The 25,694-nt window shown below is 40.5% G+C and carries 23 protein-coding genes and 5 pseudogenes; 10 read left to right on the top strand and 18 right to left on the bottom strand.

The features are described from left to right. Positions 1-11: 11 nt before the first annotated feature. The 3 genes from L0B17_RS00785 to L0B17_RS00775 are packed head-to-tail and all read left to right on the top strand — an operon-like array spanning position 12 to position 3,497. Positions 12-1,955 carry an AAA family ATPase gene (locus L0B17_RS00785; protein ID WP_235086930.1) on the top strand — a complete coding sequence of 648 codons (1,944 nt, stop codon included), beginning with the start codon at positions 12-14 and terminating at the stop codon, positions 1,953-1,955. Further along, positions 1,942-3,234 (top strand): LlaJI family restriction endonuclease, encoded by a 1,293-nt coding sequence (locus tag L0B17_RS00780; protein ID WP_235086928.1) that lies wholly within the window; start codon positions 1,942-1,944, stop codon positions 3,232-3,234. Before L0B17_RS00785 ends, L0B17_RS00780 begins: the two co-directional genes overlap by 14 nt. Before the next feature lie 20 nt (positions 3,235-3,254). Beyond that, on the top strand, positions 3,255-3,497 hold the full coding sequence (locus L0B17_RS00775) for a helix-turn-helix domain-containing protein (RefSeq protein ID WP_235086927.1): 243 nt from the start codon (positions 3,255-3,257) through the stop codon (positions 3,495-3,497). On the opposite strand, the gene L0B17_RS00770 is transcribed toward L0B17_RS00775, so the two are convergent. The 4 genes from L0B17_RS00770 to L0B17_RS00755 all read right to left on the bottom strand — a co-directional run bounded on the left by L0B17_RS00770 (position 3,494) and on the right by L0B17_RS00755 (position 6,473). Next, positions 3,494-3,709 (bottom strand): hypothetical protein, encoded by a 216-nt coding sequence (locus tag L0B17_RS00770; protein ID WP_235086926.1) that lies wholly within the window; start codon positions 3,707-3,709, stop codon positions 3,494-3,496. The two genes, L0B17_RS00775 and L0B17_RS00770, sit on opposite strands and share 4 nt — an antisense overlap. 98 nt (positions 3,710-3,807) lie before the next feature. Then, positions 3,808-4,149 carry a hypothetical protein gene (locus L0B17_RS00765; protein WP_235086924.1) on the bottom strand — a complete coding sequence of 114 codons (342 nt, stop codon included), beginning with the start codon at positions 4,147-4,149 and terminating at the stop codon, positions 3,808-3,810. Between the two features lie 45 nt (positions 4,150-4,194). Continuing rightward, positions 4,195-5,409: a tyrosine-type recombinase/integrase gene (locus L0B17_RS00760; RefSeq protein ID WP_235086922.1), complete on the bottom strand. Its 1,215-nt coding sequence runs from the start codon at positions 5,407-5,409 to the stop codon at positions 4,195-4,197. Positions 5,410-5,609: 200 nt separating this feature from the next. After that, positions 5,610-6,473, bottom strand: coding sequence for a YicC/YloC family endoribonuclease (locus tag L0B17_RS00755; RefSeq protein ID WP_235086920.1), 864 nt, complete (start codon positions 6,471-6,473; stop codon positions 5,610-5,612). 166 nt (positions 6,474-6,639) lie between these two features. Here L0B17_RS00755 and rph point away from each other — a divergent pair, with 166 nt between their 5' ends. Together rph and pyrE are read left to right on the top strand one after the other, a co-directional pair. Beyond that, positions 6,640-7,353, top strand: a complete 714-nt coding sequence (gene rph / locus L0B17_RS00750; protein ID WP_226411819.1) for a ribonuclease PH — start codon at positions 6,640-6,642, stop codon at positions 7,351-7,353. A 71-nt stretch (positions 7,354-7,424) separates the two neighbouring features. After that, positions 7,425-8,066: an orotate phosphoribosyltransferase gene (gene pyrE, locus L0B17_RS00745; protein ID WP_235086918.1), complete on the top strand. Its 642-nt coding sequence runs from the start codon at positions 7,425-7,427 to the stop codon at positions 8,064-8,066. 90 nt (positions 8,067-8,156) lie between these two features. Here pyrE and folE read toward each other — a convergent pair whose 3' ends face one another. From folE to coaBC, 5 genes and pseudogenes are all read right to left on the bottom strand, one after another. Continuing rightward, positions 8,157-8,807, bottom strand: a complete 651-nt coding sequence (gene folE / locus L0B17_RS00740) for a GTP cyclohydrolase I FolE (protein WP_235089949.1) — start codon at positions 8,805-8,807, stop codon at positions 8,157-8,159. A gap of 173 nt (positions 8,808-8,980) precedes the next feature. After that, positions 8,981-10,933 (bottom strand): alpha/beta hydrolase family protein, encoded by a 1,953-nt coding sequence (locus L0B17_RS00735; RefSeq protein WP_235086917.1) that lies wholly within the window; start codon positions 10,931-10,933, stop codon positions 8,981-8,983. Positions 10,934-11,057: 124 nt separating this feature from the next. Continuing rightward, positions 11,058-11,651: a nucleoid occlusion factor SlmA gene (gene slmA / locus L0B17_RS00730; protein WP_235086915.1), complete on the bottom strand. Its 594-nt coding sequence runs from the start codon at positions 11,649-11,651 to the stop codon at positions 11,058-11,060. Between the two features lie 36 nt (positions 11,652-11,687). Next, positions 11,688-12,145 (bottom strand): annotated as a pseudogene (gene dut, locus L0B17_RS00725) (dUTP diphosphatase). Further along, entirely contained in the window at positions 12,142-13,335 is a 1,194-nt protein-coding gene (coaBC, locus tag L0B17_RS00720) for a bifunctional phosphopantothenoylcysteine decarboxylase/phosphopantothenate--cysteine ligase CoaBC (RefSeq protein ID WP_235086913.1), read from the bottom strand. Before coaBC ends, dut begins: the two are co-directional and overlap by 4 nt. 150 nt (positions 13,336-13,485) lie before the next feature. On the opposite strand from coaBC, the gene radC reads away from it, so the two are divergent. The 4 genes and pseudogenes from radC (at position 13,486) to argA (ending at position 16,287) form a co-directional block, all read left to right on the top strand. Next, positions 13,486-14,163 carry a RadC family protein gene (gene radC, locus L0B17_RS00715; protein WP_235086911.1) on the top strand — a complete coding sequence of 226 codons (678 nt, stop codon included), beginning with the start codon at positions 13,486-13,488 and terminating at the stop codon, positions 14,161-14,163. Between the two features lie 121 nt (positions 14,164-14,284). Next, complete coding sequence (gene rpmB, locus L0B17_RS00710; protein ID WP_235086910.1) at positions 14,285-14,521, top strand: 50S ribosomal protein L28; 237 nt, start codon at positions 14,285-14,287, stop codon at positions 14,519-14,521. A 6-nt stretch (positions 14,522-14,527) separates the two neighbouring features. Continuing rightward, a complete protein-coding gene (gene rpmG, locus L0B17_RS00705; protein ID WP_226411801.1) occupies positions 14,528-14,701 on the top strand; it encodes a 50S ribosomal protein L33 in 174 nt (57 codons plus the stop codon). 267 nt (positions 14,702-14,968) lie between these two features. Next, a pseudogene (argA, locus tag L0B17_RS00700) lies at positions 14,969-16,287 on the top strand (amino-acid N-acetyltransferase). A gap of 188 nt (positions 16,288-16,475) precedes the next feature. Here argA and mutT read toward each other — a convergent pair. From mutT to nadC, 9 genes and pseudogenes are all read right to left on the bottom strand, one after another. After that, positions 16,476-16,873: pseudogene (mutT, locus tag L0B17_RS00695) on the bottom strand (8-oxo-dGTP diphosphatase MutT). Positions 16,874-16,903: 30 nt separating this feature from the next. Then, on the bottom strand, positions 16,904-17,131 hold the full coding sequence (gene yacG / locus L0B17_RS00690) for a DNA gyrase inhibitor YacG (RefSeq protein ID WP_235086908.1): 228 nt from the start codon (positions 17,129-17,131) through the stop codon (positions 16,904-16,906). A gap of 50 nt (positions 17,132-17,181) precedes the next feature. After that, positions 17,182-17,916, bottom strand: coding sequence for a cell division protein ZapD (gene zapD / locus L0B17_RS00685; protein ID WP_235086906.1), 735 nt, complete (start codon positions 17,914-17,916; stop codon positions 17,182-17,184). Beyond that, positions 17,909-18,526: a dephospho-CoA kinase gene (gene coaE, locus L0B17_RS00680; RefSeq protein WP_235086904.1), complete on the bottom strand. Its 618-nt coding sequence runs from the start codon at positions 18,524-18,526 to the stop codon at positions 17,909-17,911. Before coaE ends, zapD begins: the two co-directional genes overlap by 8 nt. A 27-nt stretch (positions 18,527-18,553) precedes the next feature. Further along, positions 18,554-19,483: a prepilin peptidase gene (locus tag L0B17_RS00675; RefSeq protein ID WP_235086903.1), complete on the bottom strand. Its 930-nt coding sequence runs from the start codon at positions 19,481-19,483 to the stop codon at positions 18,554-18,556. Between the two features lie 52 nt (positions 19,484-19,535). Next, a pseudogene (locus L0B17_RS00670) lies at positions 19,536-20,805 on the bottom strand (type II secretion system F family protein). Positions 20,806-20,901: 96 nt separating this feature from the next. Beyond that, positions 20,902-22,614 carry a type IV-A pilus assembly ATPase PilB gene (gene pilB, locus L0B17_RS00665; RefSeq protein ID WP_235086901.1) on the bottom strand — a complete coding sequence of 571 codons (1,713 nt, stop codon included), beginning with the start codon at positions 22,612-22,614 and terminating at the stop codon, positions 20,902-20,904. Between the two features lie 96 nt (positions 22,615-22,710). Continuing rightward, on the bottom strand, positions 22,711-23,145 hold the full coding sequence (locus L0B17_RS18145) for a prepilin-type N-terminal cleavage/methylation domain-containing protein (protein WP_272491878.1): 435 nt from the start codon (positions 23,143-23,145) through the stop codon (positions 22,711-22,713). 784 nt (positions 23,146-23,929) lie between these two features. After that, on the bottom strand, positions 23,930-24,808 hold the full coding sequence (nadC, locus tag L0B17_RS00655) for a carboxylating nicotinate-nucleotide diphosphorylase (protein ID WP_235086899.1): 879 nt from the start codon (positions 24,806-24,808) through the stop codon (positions 23,930-23,932). Between the two features lie 284 nt (positions 24,809-25,092). Here nadC and ampD point away from each other — a divergent pair. Next, a pseudogene (gene ampD, locus L0B17_RS00650) lies at positions 25,093-25,676 on the top strand (1,6-anhydro-N-acetylmuramyl-L-alanine amidase AmpD). The last annotated feature ends 18 nt before the right edge of the window (positions 25,677-25,694 follow it).

The raw sequence follows: 25,694 nt of genomic DNA, 5'->3' as shown, positions 1-25,694 counted from the left end.
AAGAGATAATTATGCTTTCAGTATTAAATATGGTTGGTAATTGGTTTAAAAATGAACCAGAAGCAGGATGGCGGTTTGATGAGATTAAGTTTGATGATGAGGCAAAACGAGCTTTTGAATTGCTGGATTTAGATATTGAAGTATTTGAGCACTCAGCACGAGTTGATGTTTCTGGCAACAACAATCATTGCTATATTCCAAGCCATTACTTTTTATATGCATTAAAGCTTCAGCCTCTAGTTTCGCTGCTTACTCTCTATATGGATATTTTTCGTCAAGTAAAAAGTTCTACATCTTCAGCAGTTGATTTCGATAAATTGATTAACAGTAGTTCACCATCGAATCCAGTATTAGATGTGTTAGATCATTATAGTCGTGATAATTTTTTTGATGTTTTCCGTTCAGATAAAAACCGACTAGGTGGGAAGAACATAATTAATCAAGACCCTAAAAAAGGGAAGAAATATCGTTCGGATGATGATTTTATGTGCTCCATTATATTAAAAGCCTTACCTGTTCCTGATGCTAGCTCTAGTATGCTAGGTGACTTAATTTATGCTTTTTCACGGAATCCTACCGCATACCAAACACTAGCCGATAAATATAGTGCTAAGCTCCCTTATGTATTTAGATCTTCTTCAGCAGATGACCTACTTTTCATGATTATTTTAACCTTAGCTTTAAAAGGCAAAGTTGACTCATTACTAGGTAGTAAGTCGACGGTTAGATTCATTGGATGGGGTAGTATTGTAGATGCATTTCTTCTGAGTAAGACGCCAGTATCTGGTAATAATCAATATATTGAAAAGCCTGTTCACTACTCAACGTTGCTAAATCAATATGTTCATATAAAGAAAGGCTTATTAGATACAGATGCATCAATTGTTGCTTTATCTGCGCTTATTGCACCTCTGTGGCCAAAGATGTCTATTATTCGAAGTGGCACTGAGATATTTTTTAGGTCATCCATACTATCTATTGGACCTGATTTTAAGGGGGCTACTAATAAAATTTTCTATGGTGCTCCTGGAACTGGTAAGAGTCACAGAATTCATACAGAAGAATATAAAGTTGCTGAAAAAATTGTTACTGTTTTTCATCCTGACACGCAGTACAGCGACTTTGTTGGTGCTTTAAAACCTCATATTTTAAAAGAAAATGAAGGTAATTCTGGTGTTACTTATCTCTTTCGCCCTGGCCCATTTACTAATGCCTTAGTGAAAGCTAAAGCTCATCCAGATACTCATATCTGTTTAGTTATCGAAGAAATCAATCGCGCTCCTGCAGCAGCTGTATTTGGTGAGTTATTTCAGTTACTCGATAGAAATACAACAGGGGAAAGTACTTATAAAATTGATGCTGCAGATCCTGATATGCTTACGCATATCAACGACCAACTGCGAGTTGCAGGCATTTCCGAGTTAAAACAGTTAGAAATCCCCGCGAATTTATCAATTCTTGCAACTATGAACAGCAGTGATCAGGCTGTAATGCCATTGGATACTGCATTCAAGCGACGTTGGAGTTTTGAATATCTGGAAATTAATTTTGCAAATCCAGCTGTTCCTAATACTTTAATATATATTCAAACTGCTAATGGCCAATTTTCAATTGAGTGGCCTAAATTAGCTCAAAGCATTAATGATGTTTTAATCGAAACAGGTGTTACAGAAGATCGCTTGATAGGACCATTTTTCTTAAGCCCTACAGAGCTGATTGACTCAGACTCAGCAAAATTAGTGCTAAATAGTAAGTTATTTGTTTATCTTTGGGATGACGTATTACGTCACTTAGGGCCACATAAAGTATTTTCTTCAACTTATAAAACATTTGGAACTCTTTCTCGAGCTTATATCCAAGGCTCTGCTGTGTTTAGTTCTGCTATAGAAAGAGAAGTCGAAGCAAAGGGCATGAAAGTTGAGGTAGCTGAGGCATCACAAGATGCTGAAAAATAATATACTTTATTTATCTGACCGCATTTTTTTATCCGATAAAAATATTCCAAAAACTCTATTGGATGAGATGCGCACTTTAGGTCTGATTGCACCTGATATGCTCAAGGTGAATTTTTGTGGAGTAGTATCTTATTGCGATGGTTTAGCTGTTTTTTTTCCTCGAAATTATAATACTTCAAATATAAAATTGGACGTATCTAGTCACCTACTTATCCAAGCGTTGTTGAAATATTATCAGAATAAAGACAGTGCTATTTACGCGCAAGAGAATGGCGATGAAGTTATCGGGGGAAGATCATTCACGTTGGCTACTTCGCTACTCGATGATTATCGTTCAAATGGCTTGTATGTTCGTCGTGTAAAAGAAAAGACTATTAATTCTGGTAAAGTTAATTGGGCACGAACAATTGCTCGAAGCACTTCTTATCCAACTGAAAATGGTCCGATATATCTCGACTTTTTTGCTTCTCGATCTCGTTATATTTCAAATTGTGAAACAGCAAAGATTCATGCTCAAGTCATCAAAGAATTATTCAGTAACTACGGAGTGCTTTGGCTAGGGGTATCTAGTTATTTTGATGAACGACTTGAGCTCTTATCAAAGCCGTTAGGTAGTATTGAAGTACAAATTGCTTACTTACAGCGTGAGCTTCAGGTTACCTACTCTGAACGAGATATGTTTTTAATTAAAAGTCTAATTCAATATCTTCGTGTTCAAAAAGGCTCTAATGCAAGTAAGGTGTTAATTGGTGTTCGAAAATTTCACCATATGTGGGAGTTGATGCTAGATGAGTGCCTAGTTGGAAAGTACGCCGTAAATAATAAATTACCAGTTCCTGTATATCAAACAATAGATGATAAGTTTATCCCTGTAGCCCAGAAAGGCCAGAGAACAGATACTGTACTTAAATTTCCTGAGTCTAATAGGTTTGCTGTTGTAGATGCTAAGTACTATGAAGCGAACTCACCTAATACAGCCCCTGGGTGGTCAGATCTTGTGAAGCAATTTTATTATCAGAAAGCGGTATCTCTTCTAGAAGGTGTAAATGCTTCTGTATCTAATCATTTCGTATTTCCGGGTGGGAGTGGAGAGCTCAAAGCCGCGCATGTAGCTGAGCGGGGAGTAATAGTAACGGCTGAGACTGATTGTCTTGGTGAGCTGTATCCAACGATATATTGCCATTATCAAGATCCTATTAAGTTACTTGAAGCTTATGTTAAAAATCACCAATTGACTGAGTTAACCGATGAATTGTTCAACGTAGTTGATTACAGCTAATATAGATAAGGAGTATAAATTTGATTTTGAGACAGGCAACTGCATTAGTGTTGAGAGATTTTCGTCTTGAAGCCGGTTTAAGCCAAGAGCAGTTAGCGAGACAGTCTGGTATAGATAGGACTTACATATCAGGCGTAGAGCGTGGTATTCGAAATATTACTTTAGACTCATTGGAGACGATAGTTTTAGCTTTGGGAATTACTCAAATAGAATTTATCGAATCACTTCAAATTCAGTTAAATATTGATGTATCTAAAAATTAGGTTTCTGCATTGATTTCATTTTCCACGGCTTCGTATGCGGTTTTTAGTGCAATATGTATGTCAAATTCGAGCCCAGAATTGTGCTCTTGTTCGACTTTACTGATTGACCAACAAAAACCATCACGATAATTATCTGGATTAGGCTCAATATAAATATCAAACCCAAGGTAAGACTCTTCATAGGGAAGATCTTGTATTTGTAATTCTTTCATTTCGTATCTCCTTTATACTGGTTCAGATTTGATCTTCTTATATCTTGCTTTAGAAATCCACAGACTATAAGTCACAACGATATTTTTTAATCAATGCCTTAACTAATAATATTGCCTTGATGACACTTAAGGCTTCTTAAAAAGTTACTCACATCTATGAACCGTTCGCCTTCAAATACTATGTCACCGTCAGAGCTGTATATTTCTGGATGTGTTTCATTACCTTCGTTTGTGGCTTCTTGGATTAAGTAACGACTGTTTGAGTCTTCACGTTCGGCAGGGTAAGCATGATCAACCCATAAGACGTAGTGCTGTGGCCCAATGCTAAAGTAAAAGCTTGGACTAACATCGTTGTGCCAGCTTTTATCTTTAAGATAAGGGTAATCGCTTAAGTTAAATCCTAAGTCAAAATCAGCACCGAATTCGTTTTTGTATAACATCAGTATCTCCTTAATTATCTGTAATAATTCTCATTATTATTAGTTTTAGTTGTTAATCATAGTCTGTAATGAGTTGGATAATGTATTGATAGCTTCTTTTCGCTCTTCAAAATAATCATGCTGGTTATAAATCCCTTCTACACCTTTAAGCTTATGATTCAGGCAACGCTCTGCTACATGCCCTAGTGTGCCTTGCTTGGCTAATAAAGTACGACAAGTGCGGCGTAAGTCGTGAACGGTGAAGTGGGCCATATCACCCATCGCGTTGGGCGGCTGCTTTTTCTTACCAGGTTCATGGCCGAATAGTTTGGTTATGGCACGGTTTAGAGTATCTCTACCCATGTGTGGGTTCTTGCTTGAACGTCTGCTAGGAAACACATACTCAGATCCACAAGCTCTAACCTTTAACTCTTGTATCCAGCTCATGACAACTTCAGGTAATGGAATAACAATGCCAACACCTGATTTACTGCGCTCTTTCGATAAGTTCCAAACCTGCTTTTCTAAATCAAATTCCTTCCATGGCGCTTCTGCTAATTCAGTCTTCCTAATACCCAATGTAACCAGTAATGCACAAGCTAGATAATTGTCACGGCTAAAACTGTCTTTGTTGTCTCGTGCCGTATGAAAGAACTGAGTGAGCTCTTCGATGGTTAATGCTCTGTCTTTGCTTTTTTCCACGCCACCAGCATCAGTAACAGAGAATGCACTCGCTGGATTTGCACCAAGCAAATCCAGTTTTATGCCGTGATTGAAAAGTTGTTTACAGTACATCAGAGCGTCGTTAGCGATCGCTGGACGGCCAGTAGCGGCAATGGCCTTCAATACTTCTCTTATGTCCCTAGCGTTGACGCTATTGACGTTAAAGGTGCCTATATGTGGCGCAATGTCTTTGCGGTAGATGCGTTCGGGGATTTCGTGGTGTTTGAGTCTTTTAACGTTACCGATATGCCAATCGGCGAAGAGGTCATCGACGGTTTTAATTTCGGCTTGTTCGGCGCGTTTCTTAGCGACAAGAGGATCTAAGCCATCTCGAAACTGCTTCATTTTAATTGCAGCGTCGGCACGAGCATCAGCAAGAGAAAGATCACTGTATTTGGCTAGTGTCATTTCTTTGCGTTTATTGTTGGCCGTGTAGCGGAGCATCCAAAACGCTTTGCCGGATTTGGGTACAACAAAATACAGACCTTCACCATCGGCGAATCGACCAGGCTCTCCCTTGGATTTTGCTGCTACTTCCTTTGCGGTTAATTTCCCCATTAGCTCTAGTTCTCCAGCCAATTATAAGGGTGGGTATTTTACCCACCACTACACATTGACTAGATACTAGCATACTCACCATATTACCCACCAGTTAGTTCGAGAAATTGGTGGGTATCTTTGGAACCTCTATGGATTGAGGTTAAGTATAAATCCTTTTAAAACAATGGTTATACTGCATATCTGGACCTAGATGGACCTTATTCTACGTTTTGGATCTGCTCGCGCATTTGTTCGATAAGCACTTTTAGCTCAACCGCAGCAGAAGTGATTTCTGCACTGATTGATTTAGACGCTAAAGTATTTGATTCACGGTTAAATTCTTGCATCATAAAGTCTAAGCGACGACCTTCGCTGCCACCTTTTTTAAGAATTCTGCAGGCTTCGGTAACGTGTGCTTCAAGGCGATCCATCTCTTCGGCCACATCTTGTTTTTGCGCCAGTAGAACCATTTCTTGCTCGATACGAGCGGGATCGAGTTCGCCAGAGATTTCGGCTAAGCGATTAGTCAGTTTCTCACGCTGATATAGCATGACGGTAGGCATATGATCGCGTACTACTTTGATTTGTTCGGTCACGCCATCTAAACGACTTAATAGCATATCTTTAATAGCTGAACCTTCACGGCCGCGGGCTTCAATGAATTGATCGATGGCGCTGTCAAACGCTTTCATTAACTCTGCGCCTATGCTGTCCATGTCTTGTTCCGCTGAGGCTAACACACCAGGCCAACGTAATACGTCGGTAAGGCTCAATTCGCCTTGTCCAGCTTCTTGCTTTAACCAATTGGCTGCATCAAGTAATTGTTTGGCTAGATCTTGATTTAACTGCAAAGCATTACTGCTGCTGTCGGCTAATTCATAACGTAGGTTAACTTCCACTTTGCCGCGGTTCAAACGTTTACGCAGGCGATCACGTAGCACGGGCTCGAAGCTACGGAATTGTTCTGGCAAGCGTAAGTAGGTTTCTAAATAACGCTGATTTACCGAACGAATTTCCCATGAGGCGGTGCCCCAATCTGCTTTATGCTCGATACGAGCGTAGGCTGTCATGCTTTGGATCATGAAGTGTCCTATATGATATTAACCAATTTGATTTTCGATTATAGCCGTTTTATCACAAGGGGTTAAAGGATTCGTTCACACAATGATGCCTTTACATGGCATATGTAAGCTTATGCGACTATAATATTGTCCCAAATTAAATACGAATTCGACTACAGGACTTTTCATGCGCCCAAGCAATCGTACACCCGCTCAAACTCGCCCTATTACTATTACCCGTAACTTTACTGCCCATGCGGAAGGTTCTGTGTTGGTTGAGTTTGGTGATACTAAAGTACTTTGTACCGCCAGTTTTACTGAAGGTGTACCGCGCTTTTTGAAAGGCCAGGGACAAGGTTGGGTAACGGCTGAATATGGCATGTTACCGCGTTCAACCCATAGCCGTATGGACCGTGAAGCGGCACGTGGTAAGCAATCAGGTCGTACACAAGAAATTCAACGCCTAATCGGTCGTTCATTACGTGCTGCAGTTGATATGAAGCTGTTAGGTGAAAACACTCTAGTTATCGATTGTGATGTGATTCAAGCAGATGGCGGTACACGTACCGCTGCTATTACAGGGGCCTGTGTGGCATTAGTTGATGCGCTTAATTGGGCACGTGGTAAAGGCATTATTAAAGCTAACCCACTGAAGTTTTTAATTGCTGCGGTAAGTGTGGGTATTTATAAGGGCGAAGCGATCAGTGATTTAGAATACATTGAAGACAGTGCTGCTGAAACCGATATGAATGTTGTGATGACAGAAACAGGTAAAATAATTGAAATTCAAGGGACTGCAGAAGGTGAGCCATTCAGTCATGAAGAGTTACTAGAATTACTTGGTTTGGCTAAAAACAGTATTCGTGAAATTGTCGATGTACAGAAAGCCGCATTAAGTTAATATGCTGTCGAAAAATTAGGACCTATTGTGGTCCTTTTTTTAATCTAAAATTTGATTATAGAGGAATGAAAGTGAAAGCTTATCAACGTGAGTTTATTGAATTTGCCCTAGAACGCCAAGTATTGCGCTTTGGCGAGTTCACCTTAAAATCTGGCCGTACTAGTCCGTACTTTTTTAATGCTGGATTATTTAATACCGGCAAAGATTTAGCCCGTTTGGGACGTTTTTACGCTGCCGCTTTAATTGATTCAGGTATCGGGTTTGATTTGTTGTTTGGCCCAGCTTATAAAGGCATTCCCATTGCGACTACTACAGCCGTTGCTCTTTGCGATCACCATGATGTTGATATTCCTTATTGTTTTAACCGTAAAGAAGCAAAGACTCACGGCGAAGGTGGCAGCTTGGTAGGCAGTGAGCTTAAAGGCAAGGTGATGTTGGTTGATGATGTGATCACCGCTGGTACCGCTATTCGTGAGTCGATGGAAATCATTAATGCCCATAATGCACAGCTTGCTGGGGTATTGATTGCGCTTGATCGTCAAGAGAAAGGTAAGGGCGAATTGTCTGCTATTCAAGAAGTTGAACGCGATTTTGGCTGTCAGATTGTGTCGATTATTAAATTAGCTGATTTGATTAATTATCTCTCTGAAAAATCGGGCATGGAAACCGAGTTAGCATCAGTGAGTGCTTATCGTCAGCAGTACGGGATTTAATTTTTTGCTTATGCATCTTTGCTATTGATTATAAACAAAAACGCAGCCCTAGTTGGCTGCGTTTTTATTCGCTTGGCAATAAGCTAAAAGCTATTTTACTAGATGTAAAAACTCAGCGCGAGTAGCAGGGTTTGATTTGAAAATACCCCCTAATGCTGTAGTGGTGGTTGAGCTGGTTGAGTCCATCACGCCACGGGATTTAACGCAGTAATGCACCGCATCGACTTTTACCGCGACATCTTTGGTTTCAAGCAAGGTTTGTAATGCCACTAATACTTGTTGAGTTAGGCGTTCTTGTACTTGCGGGCGCTGTGCAAAAAATCGCACTATACGGTTAATTTTGGACAAGCCGATAATCTTAGTTCGGGGTAAATAGGCCACAGTTGCAAAGCCATCAATGGTGACTAAATGATGCTCACAGGTACTGGTTAAACTGATGTCTTGCACGCGCACCATTTCATCAACGCCCATTTTATTTTCAATGACAGTGATTTTGGGAAAGTTTTGGTAATCAAGGCCTGAAAAAATCTCATCGACATACATTTTGGCGATACGGCGTGGTGTATCTGCTAGGCTGTCATCGGTTAAATCTAACGACATTAGGGTTAGAATTTCACGCATATGATGCTCAATTTTAACTTTGCGCTCTTCTGGTGTAGAGGTTTGTGGCAGCATAGGGGTTTCAAGCCCTCTGTCAGCTAATGCGGCTTGAACTTTCTTGGCGGTTTCAGATAGTGCCATCATATTCTCCTACAACAAGTATCACTAAAGTGTACGCTAAAAGTGAGTGGGCTGCTAACTGCAGCTGGACGGCGATAATAACGTGGTTTGAGCTAAATTAATATTGCTGGCATAAAAAAGCCGACCCTTTTAGTCAGGTATCGGCTGGTTGTGTGTAAATGCTAAAGTTTCTGCTATTTTACGTTTAGGTTCTCTTTGAGGAAGTTAAGCATTCTTTGGTAATACTTAGCACGGTGTTTATCGTTATAAAAACCATGGCCTTCATCATCCATTACTAGTTTTTCATAGGGATAATTTAGTTGTTTTAACCCATTTTCTAATGATTCAAGTTGCTCAATAGGTGCTCTATCATCCTTACCACCATGAACTAGCATTAATTTTGCTGTCAATTTATCCACGTTTAACGCAGGTGACATTGCTTTTAATACTTGAGGATCCTGGCCTAATACTTGTTTTAAATAGCTAGTGCCTGAGCGTGTATCTGCAATATCGCCTTCGTTAAACATCAATTCGAGGTCATATACCCCAGCAAAACCGATTGCACACTTGAATAAATCGGGTGCGAGTATAGAACTTTGCAATGCGCTATAGCCACCAAAACTGCCGCCCACAATACAAATTCTAGCTTTATCTACCATGCCTTGTTCAATAAGATACTTTGTACCATCAATAATGTCATATTGAGTATCTGAGCCCCACTTCAGGTAACCAGCCTCTTCAAAAGCCAGTCCATAACCACCTGAACCTCTAAAGTTAATTTGTAGTACGGCTATGCCTTCGTGGGCTAACATTTGGTTTTGAGGATCGAACTCCCACCAATCTCGCACCCCATGTGGTCCACCATGAGGGTTAACCACTAATGGCAAGTCTTTGGCTTGTTTGCCATAGGGAAGGGTGATGTAGCCAGAAATGATCTGACCATCTCGGTTAGTAAAAGAAATTGGTTTAACTTCTGCCATTAGATCCGGATTAAGCCATGAACGACTAGATACTAAGTATTCCAGCTTTAGGGATTTATTATCAAACTGATAGTAATCACCTGGGTTGCGATCATTTGATGCTTTAATAATGAATTTGCTGGCATCACGGGTTCCACTGACTAACTGCACATGATGGCCTGGTAATGCTGCAATTAGCTGTTTTAAGATCTTACTGTGACTGTCGTCAGGATTAACAAAGGCGTAGGTTGGATAGCCATCAAATAGCTCAACAGCATATAACTGATGATTTGATTTATTAATCCAAACTTGATTAGGGTCTACTTTAGGATCTTGTATCACTTTTAGGCTTTCACCTGTAGTAAGATTGATTTTATAGATACCTTGAGTTTGATCGCTTTCGCGGCCCAATGCATAAATGATTTTATCATTCTCAGCGAATGATATTGGGCTAACGTCGGTTAAGTCGATATTCAGTTTATCGCTGTCTATCCAATCACCGTTGTTGCGATAAAAAAGCTTAGTTTTATAATTTTGGTCTTCACCTGATGCAAATTTAACCTCACCATTGTGATTAGTTAGAAAGCGCGTACGTCCTATAGGAGCAACAAGTTCACGCTTTCTTTTGCCATTATAAACATTGACCCTGTAGACGGTTTGGAAGGCTTCAATACCTTGAGTGCTATTCCAAGGAATGGTATTGACTAACATGTACTTTTTATCATCAATCAAAGGGTCAAGAATGTACGCAGAAGCGCTCATGGCTGTATTTTTTTTAATATGAGAACCTGTTTGCATTTGACCACTGTTGTAACCAAATAAATACACTTCCCTTGAACCATCGGCGTTTACAGCAAATAATTCGCCATAATATAACGGGTGATCACTCCAGCCTTTTAAGTAAACTTTTTGCAGGACTATGCGTTCATCATTAACCCATTCGTAATGGCCTACTTGAGCGTTGTCAGCAAAGTGGACCATATGGATTAGTTTTTTGGATTGACTTTCCATAATCACTAAGACACTTTTGTCGTCATAACTAGTGATAGCACTAAGAAATTCACCCGTGGGTGATAGTTTTACTTGAGCATATTGGGCACTCTTACTGAATAGTTCAGTAACAGTATTACTGTATGTAAGGGGGGAGAGTAACCATAAAAAAAGTAGAAAAAATCGATAATATTGCATATTCATCCTTGTGTGTATTTGTCCTTGAAATCACTAAGGCATATTTACATGTCATATGCCCAGTACATCAATAAATATTCGTTAATATTATCATTATATTACGATTAAAATTAAAAGTCGTGACTTAACTACGCAGTAGTTGTTGCTGAATAAATGTCCATTGTTCGTCAAAGTGTAACGTGGGTTTTTGCTTAAACTCACTGCGCACAAATTGCGAAATTCGCCCTTCAGCAAAAGCTAACAGCAGATTGGCCAAAATGGCTTCATCTAAATTAAACCCATGACCTTCACGCACTGTTTTTTCACGGAGGATCTGTTTAATTTGCGTTTCTATCTTAGAGAAAAGCACACTTATTCTGCTGCGTAGACGCTCGTTCTCGCCCAGTAATGCATCACCATTAAGCACTCGTGAAATGCCTGGGTTGCGCTCAGAAAATACCAATAAAAGGTGTAATACCAATTGGCAGCGCTTCATGGTGTCTTTCTCTTCGTCCATGATGATGTTTAAACGTGATAAAATTGCATCTTCGATAAACTCAATTAAGCCTTCAAACATGCGCGCCTTACTCGGGAAATGGCGATAAAGTGCCGCTTCTGACACCCCGACTTCAGCAGCCAGTTTGGCTGTGGTAATGCGTTGACCTGGGCTGGTTTCTAACATCTGAGCTAAACATTGTAAAATGTGTTCACGACGATTGATTTTAGGGCTTTCCGCCATTCTTATGTTCCTTGACTCAGTGACTGCTAATGTGGATTATTTGGTGCCAGAATGACCAAATCCGCCTTCACCACGATCTGAGTGATTAAATTCATCTACTAGCGTAAATTGCGCCTGTACGACAGGGACAAACACTAATTGTGCTAAACGATCGCCGATTTCTATCGTGAAAGCTGTCGAACTTCGATTCCAGCAAGACACCATCAAAGGGCCTTGGTAATCAGAATCAATTAAACCGACTAAATTGCCTAATACAATGCCATGTTTATGACCTAATCCTGAGCGTGGCAATATCATTGCTGCCAGACTTGGGTCTGCAACATGAATGGCTATACCAGTTGGAATTAACACGGTTTCACCCGCGGCAATCACCATAGTCGTGTCTATCATGGCACGTAAGTCCATGCCAGCGCTGCCTGGGTGGCATAGGCCGGCAGTGGAAATTCACTGCCAATACGAGAATCTAAAATTTTTAGTTCAATAGGTGTTTTCATGTTGTCGGTAATTGTTGATTGATTAAAGTCAGTAGTTGGCGCGCTAACGAGAGTTTATCTGTTGCGGGTAATGAATGTTGCCCATCATGCCAAAATACCTGTAGTGCATTATTATCGGCATTAAAGCCTAAGCCTTGAATAGACACATCATTGGCGGCAATCATATCCAGTTTTTTACGCTCAAGCTTGCCACGGGCATATTGTTCAACATTACTTGTTTCTGCCGCAAAACCAACGGTAAAAGGTTTGTTTGGCAAAGCTGCTACATTGGCGAGTATATCGGGGTTTTGCACCATAGACAGTTGCATTTTATCAGCCGATTTTTTCATTTTCTCAGTGGCGATATCAGCGATACGATAGTCCGCCACCGCGGCACAACCAATAAAAATATCTTGCTGACTAAGATTCGCCATAACAGCAGTGAGCATTTGCTCGGCTGACTCTATATCAATACGACAAACATTCGCTGGGGTAGTCAAATTAACGGGCCCAGAAACCAAGGTCACTTCAGCGCCCATTTCTGTTGCTGCTTGCGCTAAAGCAAAGCCCATTTTCCCCGAGCTATGGTTGGAAATGTATCTTACAGGATCAATGGCTTCACGGGTGGGGCCAGCCGTTAACAACAGTTTTTTACCCGCAAGTAATTTAGGGGCAAAAAACTGCACTAATAACTCAGCTATTGCTAATGGCTCAAGTATCCGCCCTGGACCCACTTCACCGCAGGCCTGGCTTCCGGATGCTGGTCCCCAAAGGGTAAAGCCTTTTCTGGTTAAATGCGCTAGATTTTCTTGGGTGGCGACATTTTGATACATCTGTTGATTCATCGCTGGGCAAATAATCACCGGTGCGCTTGTTGCTAGGCAGGTCGTGGTCAGTAAATCATCCGCCATACCGGCATTAATGCGGGCGATTAAATTTGCTGTGGCAGGTGCTAATATTACAACGTCAGCCCAGCGCGCTAATTCAATATGCCCCATCGCGGCTTCTGCTGCAGGGTCAAGTAAATCGGCTGCTACAGGATGGCCAGATAAAGCCTGAATGGTTAAAGGAGTGATAAACTCCATTGCGCTTTGAGTCATGATAACGCGCACATCAGCGCCACGCTCTTTTAGGCGGCGAATAAGATCGGCACTTTTATATGCCGCAATGCCACCACCAATACCTAATAACACTTTCTTATCTGTCAGCATGGATAAAATTCGCTTCAAATCGTAATGCGGCTAACGATACCACAAAGCAATCAAAAGTGGGTGAAGATCCATTATCAAAATATTCGACCATACTGTGATGACAATAAATTATTTGAACAGATTTTATCCGATTAAAAACAAGGACTGTTTATGGCGATTAAAGATTGGCCGCAAGGTGAAGGACCGCGAGAAAAACTATTACTTAATGGGGCAGGTCAATTAACTGATGCTGAATTATTAGCGGTGATTTTACGTAATGGCTTAGCGGGGCAAAATGCATTGGATTTATCACGTCAATTGATTACGCAATTTGGCGGGTTGCGTAAATTATTTTCAGCGCCTAAACAGCAAATATGTAAAATTGCCGGTATTGGGCCGGTAAAATATGCCCAATTACAGGCCGCAGCGGAGATTTCTAAGCGAATTGCACGAGAAAATCTACAAAAAGGGCAAATTTTGACAAATCCTGATTTAACTCGAGACTATTTAATGAGACAATTAGCGGACCGATCCTATGAAGTGTTCGCCTTACTATTGTTGGATAACCAACATAGAGTCATTCAATTTGTAGAATTATTCCGCGGCACTATTAATGCAGCCTCGGTTTACCCCCGTGAGGTGGTGAGCTTAGTGTTGGAAAAAAACGCCGCGGCTGTAATAGTATGCCACAACCATCCATCAGGCATTGCAGAGCCCAGCCAAGCTGATCGGCGAATAACTGAGCGAATAAAAATTGCATTAGAAACTATCGATGTTTCTTTGTTAGATCATATGGTTGTGGGTGATAAAGAGATAGTATCCTTCGCTGAGCGAGGATGGATGTGTTAATCACTACTTGATCTTATATAGCTAATCGTGTATAAAATGCGCCCTCTTTGTGCCTCGGGCGACGGCCATACGAGGCACATTAATGCTCGAGCGTTAAAAATTTGTTTTGGAGAAGATTGACATGTCAAGAGTATGCCAAGTAACTGGCAAGAAGCCTATGGTTGGTAACAACCGTTCGCACGCTAAAAATTCGACTCGTCGTCGTTTTTTACCTAACCTACAAAACCACCGTTTTTGGTTAGAAGAAGAAAAACGCTTCGTGCAACTACGTGTATCTACTAAAGGTATCCGTATTATCGACAAAAGAGGCATTGAAGTTGTTGTTAAAGAACTTCGTGCTCGTGGCGAAAAGGTATAATAGAAAATGGCTAAATCTAAAGGTAATCGTGAGAAGATCAAGTTAGTCTCTAGTGCTAAAACTGGTCACTTCTACACTACTGAAAAAAATAAGCGTAATATGCCTGAGAAAATGGAAATCATGAAATTTGATCCTGTTATTCGTCAGCACGTTATGTACAAAGAAGCTAAAATCAAGTAATTGATTTGTGACTCTTTTAAAAAGCCCCTTTATTGGGGCTTTTTTTATGCCTGCAATAAAGTACGCTATACTAATGACTTAAAGGGTTTAATTTAATTGCTGTCTTAAAGTTTTTACACTTGTTAGCATATTTTTATTTTACCCTAAGTGAAAATAAATGCTTTTATAGTGAATTAAAATGCAATAATATCGCATAAAGTGTGATGGCTAGGAATAACTTTGCATCGCAATATCGAAACTTAATTATTTAATGAGGTGAATTTGCCTGTGAGAACTACAGAACTGGTTGATGGATTTCGTCATTCTGCTCCATATGTTAATGCCCACCGCGGTAAAACGTTTGTGGTGATGTTAGGTGGGGAAGCGCTAGCGAATAATCATTTTCGCGGCATTTTGAATGATGTGGCGCTATTACATTCTCTCGGGATTAAAATTGTTCTGGTTTATGGTGCTAGGCCGCAAATAGATATTGGCCTTCAGGCTGCGGGCATTGAGCCTGCGTATCACAATGGTGTGCGTATCACAGATGAAGATACACTAAAGGTTATTAAACAAGTTGCCGGAGCAGTGCAGTTTGATATTATCGCGCGCCTATCTATGAGCCTTGGCAATACGCCAATGCAAAATGCGCAAATCAACTTAGTCTGCGGTAATTTTGTGATTGCGCAGCCTTTAGGGGTAGATGATGGTGTTGATTTTTGTTTAAGTGGCAAAGTACGCCGTATCGACAGCCAAGGTTTGAAACGTCAGTTAGAAAGTAATTGTATTATTTTAATGGGACCGATAGCAGCTTCTGTTACTGGCGAAAGTTTTAATTTAACGGCAGAAGAAGTGGCAACTCAAGTCGCTGTAAAATTAAAAGCAGATAAAATTATTGGTTTTAGCGAAACAAACGGGTTGTTAGATGAAAACGGCAATGCGATCGCTGAATTGATGCCAAATCAAGCTCAACAACAGCTTGAGCTAATGGAACAAAATGGTTCATCATGCACTGCAACTACTGCGTTCATTAGAGCGAGCATTGATGCCTGCCGTAACGGCGTACCCCGTTGTCATTTAGTCAGTTATTTAGATGATGGTGCCCTGCTACAAGAGTTGTTCTCACGTGAAGGTATAGGTACCCAAATAGTCACAGAAAGTGCTGAGCGTTTACGTCGTGCGACGATTAGTGACATTGGTGGGGTATTGAACCTTATTCGTCCATTAGAAGAGCAAGGCATTCTTGTGCGTCGCTCACGCGAACAATTAGAAATGGAAATTGAACAGTTTATGCTAATCGAACGCGATAACTTAGTTATCGGCTGTGCGGCGTTATACCCATTTGAAGAAGATAATGCCGGTGAGTTTGCCTGCTTAGTTGTTCACCCTGATTATCGTGATGCAGACCGTGGTAGTGTGTTGTTAAACAATATTATTGGCCAGGCACGTGTACGTGGTTATTCACGTCTATTTGCCTTAACGACTCGTAGTATTCACTGGTTTTTAGAGCATGGCTTCAACATTGTTGAAGTGGAAGCATTACCGGTAAGAAAAAGCAGTTGTATAATTATCAACGTCGCTCAAAAATATTGGCGCTAGATTTGTAACCAAGATTAATCACAACTTAGTCTAGTTAATTATGCCGGTTTGACCGGCATTTTTTATGCCTGTTATTTATAACGGGTTAAATAGGTCAATGTGAACGAGGCTATAAAAAGCGACATTATTGAAGGTGTGGATGACTTCGAACCAGTAGAAGAAGAATTTATCTTAAAGCATCTGGCCATATATCACATCAGATTAATTCAGCTAAAATTTTATCAACAATTGCTTGATTCGCTTCTGGAAAATCAAATTGTTGAATGTGATTTATTGGCACCCACTGTATCTGCTGTCCTTCTAAACCTTTAGCTTGGTTCGAAAACTCGGTCACTAAGTGAATATCTAATCTGACATGCTTGTCGGGGTAGTCATGGCTAATATCCATGAAAGGAGTTGAAGTGGTTATATCTAAATTGACTTCTTCTTTAAGCTCTCTAATTAATGCTTCAGTGACTGTTTCATTTGTTTCCACTTTACCCCTGGAAACTCCCATTTACCGCCTTGGTGAAGGTGTCCGAGCCTTTTAGCCAATAAAATATGATTATCTTGGTTAATGATGACACCTACGGCCACATGTATTCGCTTTTGCATAATGTGTATTCCAATATCGCTTAGGTAGAGTTAGTCTTCTTTAAAGAAAGAGGATTCATTTAAACCCAATTCGTCATAACCTAGGTCATCATACATATCTGGATCTAGTGGCGTCGTAACTGGAATCACATGTTTTTCATCAGCCCAGTCACCTAGGTCGATCAATTTACAGCGCTCACTGCAAAAGGGTTTAAATTTAGATTCCGCTACCCATTCAACTTGGGTTTTACAGATGGGGCAATTAACAGTCAGTGGCATAATTTAGATACTTGAATGATGAAGTAAGATTCTGCAAGATCTTAAAAGGTTTAGCTGCAAGTAGCCAGCAAGAATTGAATTGTTTTATCTGTATGGCGCTGTTGGTCAAAATCAACAAAGTGAATGGCGTAACGGTTACGGTGGCCACTAATGGTTGGATAGCATCCTTGAGATACGTCAACTTTAACGCGAATTAACGCAAGTGGTTGGCCGCTATCACCTTGATAAAAACCTGCCTTGGTTTCAGTAGGACAAAACTCTGCAGTACTGCGAATAAGTTCGAGCAATAAGTTGATTGGGGTAAGCAGTGGTTGAAATTGATCAATCCAACATTGAAGATCAATTTGACGTTCTTTCCATGGTTTCGCTAACCAAAAGTGTAATTGAGGTAAATCAAAATTACAGCAAGCTCCGGGCATTCCAAAACGCTGTCGTAAAGCAGAAATGAATTTATCCTTTTTAAGATGGGTGCCAATGCGGTCTGAGGTTTGTAATTGTGCTTTTGCTTGTACTAAACGATCAATCAACTCATTAATTTGTAATTTATCAACATGGGACAATTCGAGCCATTTTGACAACATAACCATATGGCGGTCGATATCTTTTAATATATCGGAACGGTAGTCACAACGGTCGGTTAATTCACAAAGTGAAAAAAGGGGATAAAAACAGCGATGTTGATGATCTTGGGTTAAATTACGCTGTAATTGTGTCGACAGGTATTCTAACCGTAGATAGCTACGAATTTTTTCATTGAGTGGTTGTTCGTATATAAGTTCAGTCATCAGAGTTGAATGTTTTCGCCAATTTCAAATATTTGTGATGTAACAAAGCGACTTTGTCCCGAAGCACGTTTAACTCTCCTTGATTATCAATGATATCATCGGCTAGAGATAATCGCTGTTGACGCGATATTTGGCTTTGAATAATTTTTTCAACTTGCGAAAAAGCCACACTATCACGTTTTTTCGTCCTTGAAATTTGCAACTCAGGCGAAATATCCACAACTAAAGTTGTATTGACTAACTTATCTAACCCATTCTCAAATAGCAAGGGAGCAACCAAAATGACATAGTCAGATACAGCCTCTTCTACCTGCTGTAACATAGTATTACGGATCATTGGGTGTAATAAGGCATTTAACCAGTCGCGCTGTTCTGGTTGGTTAAAAATAATGTCCCTTAACTTGCTGCGATTTAAGGAACCATCAGCCAAGCATATTTCAGTACCGAAATGTTGGATAATGTGTTGCAAACCGCTTGAGTTGGGTTCAACGACTTGTCTGGCGACAATGTCAGCATCAACTAAAGTGATGCCTAAATCTGCAAATAAATTAGCAACGGTGGTTTTACCACTGCCGATGCCGCCAGTAAGACCAACAATAAAGTTAGGCATGGGACTGTTTAGACATATTAATTAACATTAAATAAGTGTGCTCAAATACCAGTTAATAATATCGTGACCCCAAATAAGTGCTATCCAGCCTGCTATGGCAATATAAGGCCCAAATGGAATCGGTTTACCTGCATGGAGTTTTTTAGTCGCTATCATAGTGATACCCATAATAGCGCCCACTAACGATGATAATAAAATGATCAGTGGTAGCATTTGCCAACCTAGCCATGCACCGAATACCGCCATTAATTTAAAATCACCATAACCCATACCTTCTTTGCCTGTGGCTAGCTTAAATAGCCAAAATACCGACCAAAGACTTAAGTATCCGGCAGCTGCGCCAATTAATGCATCGCTAGAACTGGTAAACACCCCTTGCAAGTTGATTAGCAGCCCTAGCCAGAGTAAGGGTAAGGTGAGTTGATCGGGTAATAACATTTCATCTAAATCAATGCCGGTTAACGCTACCAGAAAAAACGTCAGTATTGCGGCAAACAGAAATTGAGTTGTAGGGCCAAAATAAAAGGCTAAGGTTGCTACCATTACACCAGTGATAAATTCCATCACTGGATAACGAGCTGAAATAGCGGTTTTACAGCTGGCACACTGACCTTTTAAGATTAACCAACCTAAAACGGGTAAATTATGCCAGGGTTTGATACTAGCCTTACATTTCGGACAAGCTGAACCTGGGACAATGAGATTATATTTTACTGGGAATGCATCGATAGGCTTAGCTAAGCGTTGTTCACCGACTTGCTCGACGATATCAGGATGATATTCAGTTAAGTAAAAGTTACATTCACTTTGCCATTCACGTTTCATCATTACCGGTAAACGGTGGATAACGACATTGAGAAAGCTGCCAATAGTGGCGGCAAAGATAAAGCTGATACACACAAAGAGCCAAGGATATTGGCTCATTATGGTAATGAAAGTTGAAATAAATTCGGTCATGTTTTTCTTAGTCTTGTTGCAACAAATTTAAATAAATGACAGAGCTAATCGCTTAACCACCTACCACTTTACCCATTTGGAAGATAGGTAAATACATAGCGACAATCAAGCCACCAACAACGGTACCAATCACTACCATCATAATGGGTTCTATTAAGCTCGATAAAGCATCAACGGCATCATCCACTTGCATTTCATAAATATCAGCGACTTTATTAAGCATTTCATCTAAGCCACCGGATTCTTCGCCAATCATCACCATTTGAATTAACATGTCAGGAAATAACCCTGTAGTGCGCATAGCAACATTCATTTGCATGCCAGACATGACTTCTTGGCGAACATTTAGCAAGGCTTTACGATACACAGCGTTACCTGAAGCACCTGCTGATGACTCCAGGCCATCAATCAGTGGTACACCGGCAGCAAAGGTAGTGGATAAGGTCCGGGCAAAACGTGCCATGGCACCCTTGTGCAAAATATCGCCAACAGCAGGGGTTTTTAAAATTAATACATCCACCTTGTCCCGCACAATTTGCGAATTTCTGTGTGCTCTAATAAACAAAAAAATCACAGCAAAAATCATAGCACCAATAATATACCAAGACGATTGCAGCGCTCTAGATATCCCTAAAACAAATTGAGTAAATGCCGGTAGTTCAGCGCCGAAGCCATTAAAAATCTCTTCAAATTGTGGAACCACAAACAGTAGTAGTAACGATGTTACTGCTATGGCAACAATGATTACAGCTGCGGGGTAAAACATGGCTTTTTTGATTTTTGATTTCAGTGCTTCAGACTTTTCACGATAAGTCGCAATGCGGTCAAATACCGCATCAAGAGAACCAGAGTGTTCCCCTGCGCCAACCAAATCAACATAAAGTTCATCAAAATATCGACGATGAGGGCGAAGTGCGTCAGACAATGGAATACCTGATTGCACATCAGATAGAATGCCGCCTAGTAGCTCACGCACCTTTGCTTTTTCATGACCACGGCCAAGTAACTCTATGGTGGTCACTAATGGTACACCAGCGGCTAGCATGGTGGCTATTTGACGGGTTATCATCGCAATGTCCATTGCGGAAATACTTTTCTCGGTTTTAAATAGAGGTGCAGCTTTCTTTCTAACACTCTTAGGGGAAACTCCCCTGGCCTTTTAGAATACTTCTTATTTCTGCTATTGTGTGACCTCTAAGCTCACCCGAAGTCTTTTTACCATCGTTATTGGTGCCTTTCCACTCAAAGGTAAACACCTTTGGTTGGTGTTTAACAGCCTTTTTACTTGAACGGGATTTTCTTTTCGCCGCTGCCGTAGCCATAAAGCGATTCCTTGAAATTAGGCTCACATATTGATTATTTGTTTAATTGTAAGCGTGTAGTGAACGAATATCTAAATTAAAACCAAGTCAGTATCTTTAGTTAAAACTGGTGACGCGATTAACTTCCGCAATACTGGTGACACCATGGACAACTTTTAATAATCCTGATTGACGTAAATCGCGCATGCCTTCAGATTTTGCTTGCTGAGCAATTTGTAATGAGTTACCACTTTCCATAATAGTCCGCGCAATAGCATCTGATATTTTCATCACTTCATAAATACCGACACGCCCCTTATAACCACCAGAACATAAATCACAACCACAGGGTTTATAAACAGTAAATCCATCATCAATGTTTTGTTGGTTAAAGCCAAGGCGCAATAATTCCGCAACGGGTACATCTTCAGCTTGCTTGCATTCAGGGCATAAACGCCTGGCTAAACGCTGAGCAATAATTAAATTCACTGAGCTGGCGATGTTATAGCCTGGTACGCCCATGTTAATTAAACGGGTTAGGGTTTCTGCTGCCGAGTTAGTGTGTAATGTTGATAATACTAAGTGACCTGTTTGTGCCGCTTTTATGGCAATTTCAGCGGTTTCTAAATCGCGTATTTCACCGACCATGACCACATCAGGGTCTTGACGTAAGAATGAGCGTAGCGCTGAAGCAAAGGTTAAACCTGCTTTAAGGTTAATATGAACCTGGTTAACCCCTTCCAGGTTAATCTCTACGGGGTCTTCTGCGGTAGAAATGTTCCTTTCTTCGGTGTTTAATATATTAAGACCAGTATACAAGGATACCGTTTTACCTGAGCCTGTAGGGCCGGTAACTAGAATCATCCCCTGGGGTTTGGCGAGCATTTCTTCATATAATAGACGTTGGTCATCTTCATAACCGAGCTTTTCAATGCCCAGCTGTGCAGAGGATGAGTCTAAAATACGCATTACAATTTTTTCGCCCCAAATGGTGGGCAAACTACTGACACGAAAATCGATAGATTTAGTGCGTGATAGTTTCATTTTAATCCGGCCATCTTGTGGCACCTGGCGCTCAGCAATATCCAGTTTTGACATGACTTTTAAACGGGCAGATATACGCGCAGAGAGATTGACTGGCGGTTGTGATACCTCATGTAAGATGCCGTCAATGCGAAAACGTATGCGGTAGCGTTTTTCATAGGGTTCAAAATGTAAATCAGATGCGCCTTTACGAATGGCATCGGTAAGTATTTTATTGATGTAAATTACAATGGGTGCATCGTCACTTGACTCACCTGTTGGATCTTCATTTTGATGTTCAGTATCAGCAACGTCGATGCCTGCTAATGCCTCTTCATCAATGCCTTCTAAGCCTAAACTATTGAGATCCTCTTCAAGCACCTTTTCTAATGCAGCATCAAGTTTATCATCCTCAACTAGTATAGCTTCTGCATGCAGACCTAAACTGAATTGAAAATCTTCTAATGCGGTAATATTAGTAGGGTCAGAGGTGGCGATATACAGACGATTACCACGTTTAAAAAGTGGTAAACATTTGTGTTTGCTGATTAGCTTCTTATTTAATAACCCTTCAGCAATACTGGTAATATCAAATTCATTTAAGTCAAGAAGCGGAGTGCCATATTCTTCGTAACATAACTCTGCTATCTCGCGGGCAGACAATAACTTATGCGAAACAATTGAGCTGACTAAGGAGGCTTTATTTTTTCTGGAACTGGCAATCGCCGTGGTGATTTGCTCCTCAGTTAAGAGACGCTTTTGGATAAATAAAGTCGACAAACCTAAATTCAGGGCATTATTTGACATGGCTATTGGTTACCAATAAAAAAGGGTAAATGCTAATTAGTATCTACCCTTTTTTGTTATTTGAGCAACTTAAATATTAAAAATCTAAAATAAACCTTAAGGTTTTTTCAAGTTCGCGCCTTTATAACAAAGTGCTAAATCATCATCCGTTGCGCCAGCACCTTTGGCCATCGTAAATGCAACACCACCATCTTTATCAAATGACGCCGAAAGGACGCATTTGGGTTCCGTCCATTTGAGCACATAGGCAGCGGCTGCATCTTGAGTTGGATTTGCGACTGTGTCAAATTTAGAGTTCTTTGCAACCTCAGCAGCAATGCCATTACAAGCAATACCTGTGGTGATACACGTTTGGACTTTAGTTGAGAAAGAAGTAATACCTTTCATTGCCGCGCCACCTTGTGCAGATGTCACGTAATCTTTATAAGCAGGCAATGCGATTGCTGCTAAAATACCGATAATCGCTACTACGATCATTAATTCAATAAGGGTGAAACCCTTAGCGTTTTTAATTTGGTTAATGCTTTTCATTTTATTTCTCCGTAAATGTGCTTTAGCTATTCCAATCCTAGGTACTGAATGAGGCTAGCTACAATGCATTTAAACTCATTGCAGCTTGTGACATATCAGTGGCATCCATCGTTGCCGAAGCCTTACGGGCACATATAGTTTGCTATTGTTGAAGTCATTGAAAGTAATGAATTCAGTTTTGTTGTAATCAACTTTGGTTCAGTGAACGTTCAAATCAGTTTAATTGGACTGTAAATATTTTTTAGGGCTTTTAAAGCCTATGCCACTTTTTAACAAAGTGCCAATAAGTATTTACAGCCAACTACACATGACTTTTCGGCTGATTTGCTTATTTCTGGAGCAATTATTTCATAAAAACACAATTTTGTAACATTATTTATCAGTAAACTTTGCCACAAATAGGTCCTTATTTGCAAAATACACTCGCAATAAGTCAAGTTCTGGCCGAAAGGCCACTCGCCTAATGCAAACGTTAGTATAAAGTGACCTGAAATGGAATACTTTTATCAGATGAAAGTAAAATAAATGTTTAAATATTCTGTACTTGGCAGTTTTTAGGATGAAATGTTGCAACTGTTTTTTGACTATTGAATTATACGGGCTGATTTTTGACAGTCGAAAGTACGAGGTCATAAAAATGACGCACAAACTGTCAGAGGCGGTTGGTAAACTATCAGATTTAACTATCGACATTTAACCACAAGTAAATGGTTTGTGAAGTTTAAGGTGCCACTTTAGCTCACCGCTTCTCGCTTAAGCGAAGCGGTGAGCTAAAGTGGCGGTTTTACCCTTTGAGTCGTAATGACAAATCTAACGCTTTAACATGTTTAGTCAGTGCCCCTACTGATATGTAGTCAACCCCTGTTTTAGCAAAGTCGGCTAAGGTGTCAATGGTGACATTGCCAGACACTTCTAATTTTGCGCCTTTGCCTGCATCTTTGTAAGTTTGGTTCAAAGTGACTGCTTCAAGCATCATGGTGATATCAAAATTGTCTAGCATGATGATGTCGCTGCCGCCGTCTAATGCTTGAGTGAGCTCGGCAATAGATTCCACTTCGACTTCTACCGGTTTGTCGTTGTGAAGTTTGCGGGCAGCTTGAATTGCTTGGGTAATGCCACCACAGGCCATGATGTGATTTTCTTTAATTAAGAAGGCGTCAAACAAGCCTATGCGATGGTTTTTACCGCCGCCACAGGTTACCGCATATTTTTGTGCAGTACGTAGCCCTGGAATCGTTTTACGGGTGTCAAGTAAACGAGTATGGGTGCCTGCTAGCTTATCTACATATAATTTAGTTAAGCTGGCAACACCTGATAGGGTTTGAATAAAGTTCATAGCGGTGCGCTCGCCGGTTAATATAGCGCGTGCAGGGCCGGATAAGTCACACAATACTTGGTTGGGTACGACTAAGTCGCCATCGTCAACGTGCCAATGCAACACGACTTCACTACCGAGTTGATTAAACACTTGCTCCGCCCATGCTTTACCACAAAATACACCTTCTTCACGAGTGATTAGGCTACCTTCGACGTGTTTGTCAGCGGGAATAAGCTGGGCAGTAATATCGGCTTTGAGCATTTGTTCAATATTTTGATGTTCGCTATACCCTAAGTCTTCATTTAATGCTGTTTTCACTGCATGGCGGATATCATTTTCAAACATAAGCTAAATCCTTGCGAATATTGGGTTACGAGGTGTTGGACAAGAGGTCACACAAACACTGTATAAGCTAATAGATTAACATAACTTTGAATGGGTTGTGAGTGTTGCGGACGTGGTATTAAGGCTATTTTACTGTTAATTTATTCGCTTACGGCATTGCTCATTTCAGTATTGTGAATGGCATCACTTAATATCAGCGGTAACACGATTAAATGGCTTATTCACTAGAATGATACTGAACCCTGGCGCAATGCAATAGCCCTTAACATTGGCAATTATATAATATGAAATCACACACAAGTCTGTCTTTCGGTTGGTTGCCTAGCGCGCGCCGCTGTATTTCGCCGCATTTTAATGCACGACCTAATAATGAGGTGAGTTTATTGGTTATTCATAATATTAGTCTTCCAGCGGGCTGTTTTGGTTTACCTTATATTGATGCATTATTTCAGGGTTGCTTAGATACTGATGCTGACGACTCTTTTGTCGATTTAGCGGGTTTGCAAGTGTCGGCACATTTTTTAATTCGTCGCGATGGTGAGATTGTTCAATATGTTAGTTGCGATGACAGGGCCTGGCATGCGGGAGTGTCGGAGTTTGATGGTAGAACCAATTGTAACGATTTTGCTATTGGTATTGAACTAGAGGGTACCGATGATATTGCTTATACGGATGCGCAATACCTTAGCCTTGAACAACTAACACTGGAGATTATGGCGCAATACCCTATGATTAACCCTGCACGCATAGTTGGGCATTGCGATATTGCCCAGGTCGTAAAACTGACCCAGGCAAAAGTTTTGATTGGCTAAAGTATCGGCAAGCGCTTGGTTCAGGCAATGAGTTAACCTCACTAGCTTCAAGCTAATGATAAATGCTTTTATTT

Origin of the sequence: Shewanella sp. OMA3-2, from assembly GCF_021513195.1 — a bacterium.
Taxonomy (GTDB): Bacteria; Pseudomonadota; Gammaproteobacteria; order Enterobacterales; family Shewanellaceae; genus Shewanella.
This window is presented reverse-complemented; position numbering and strand designations above follow the sequence as displayed.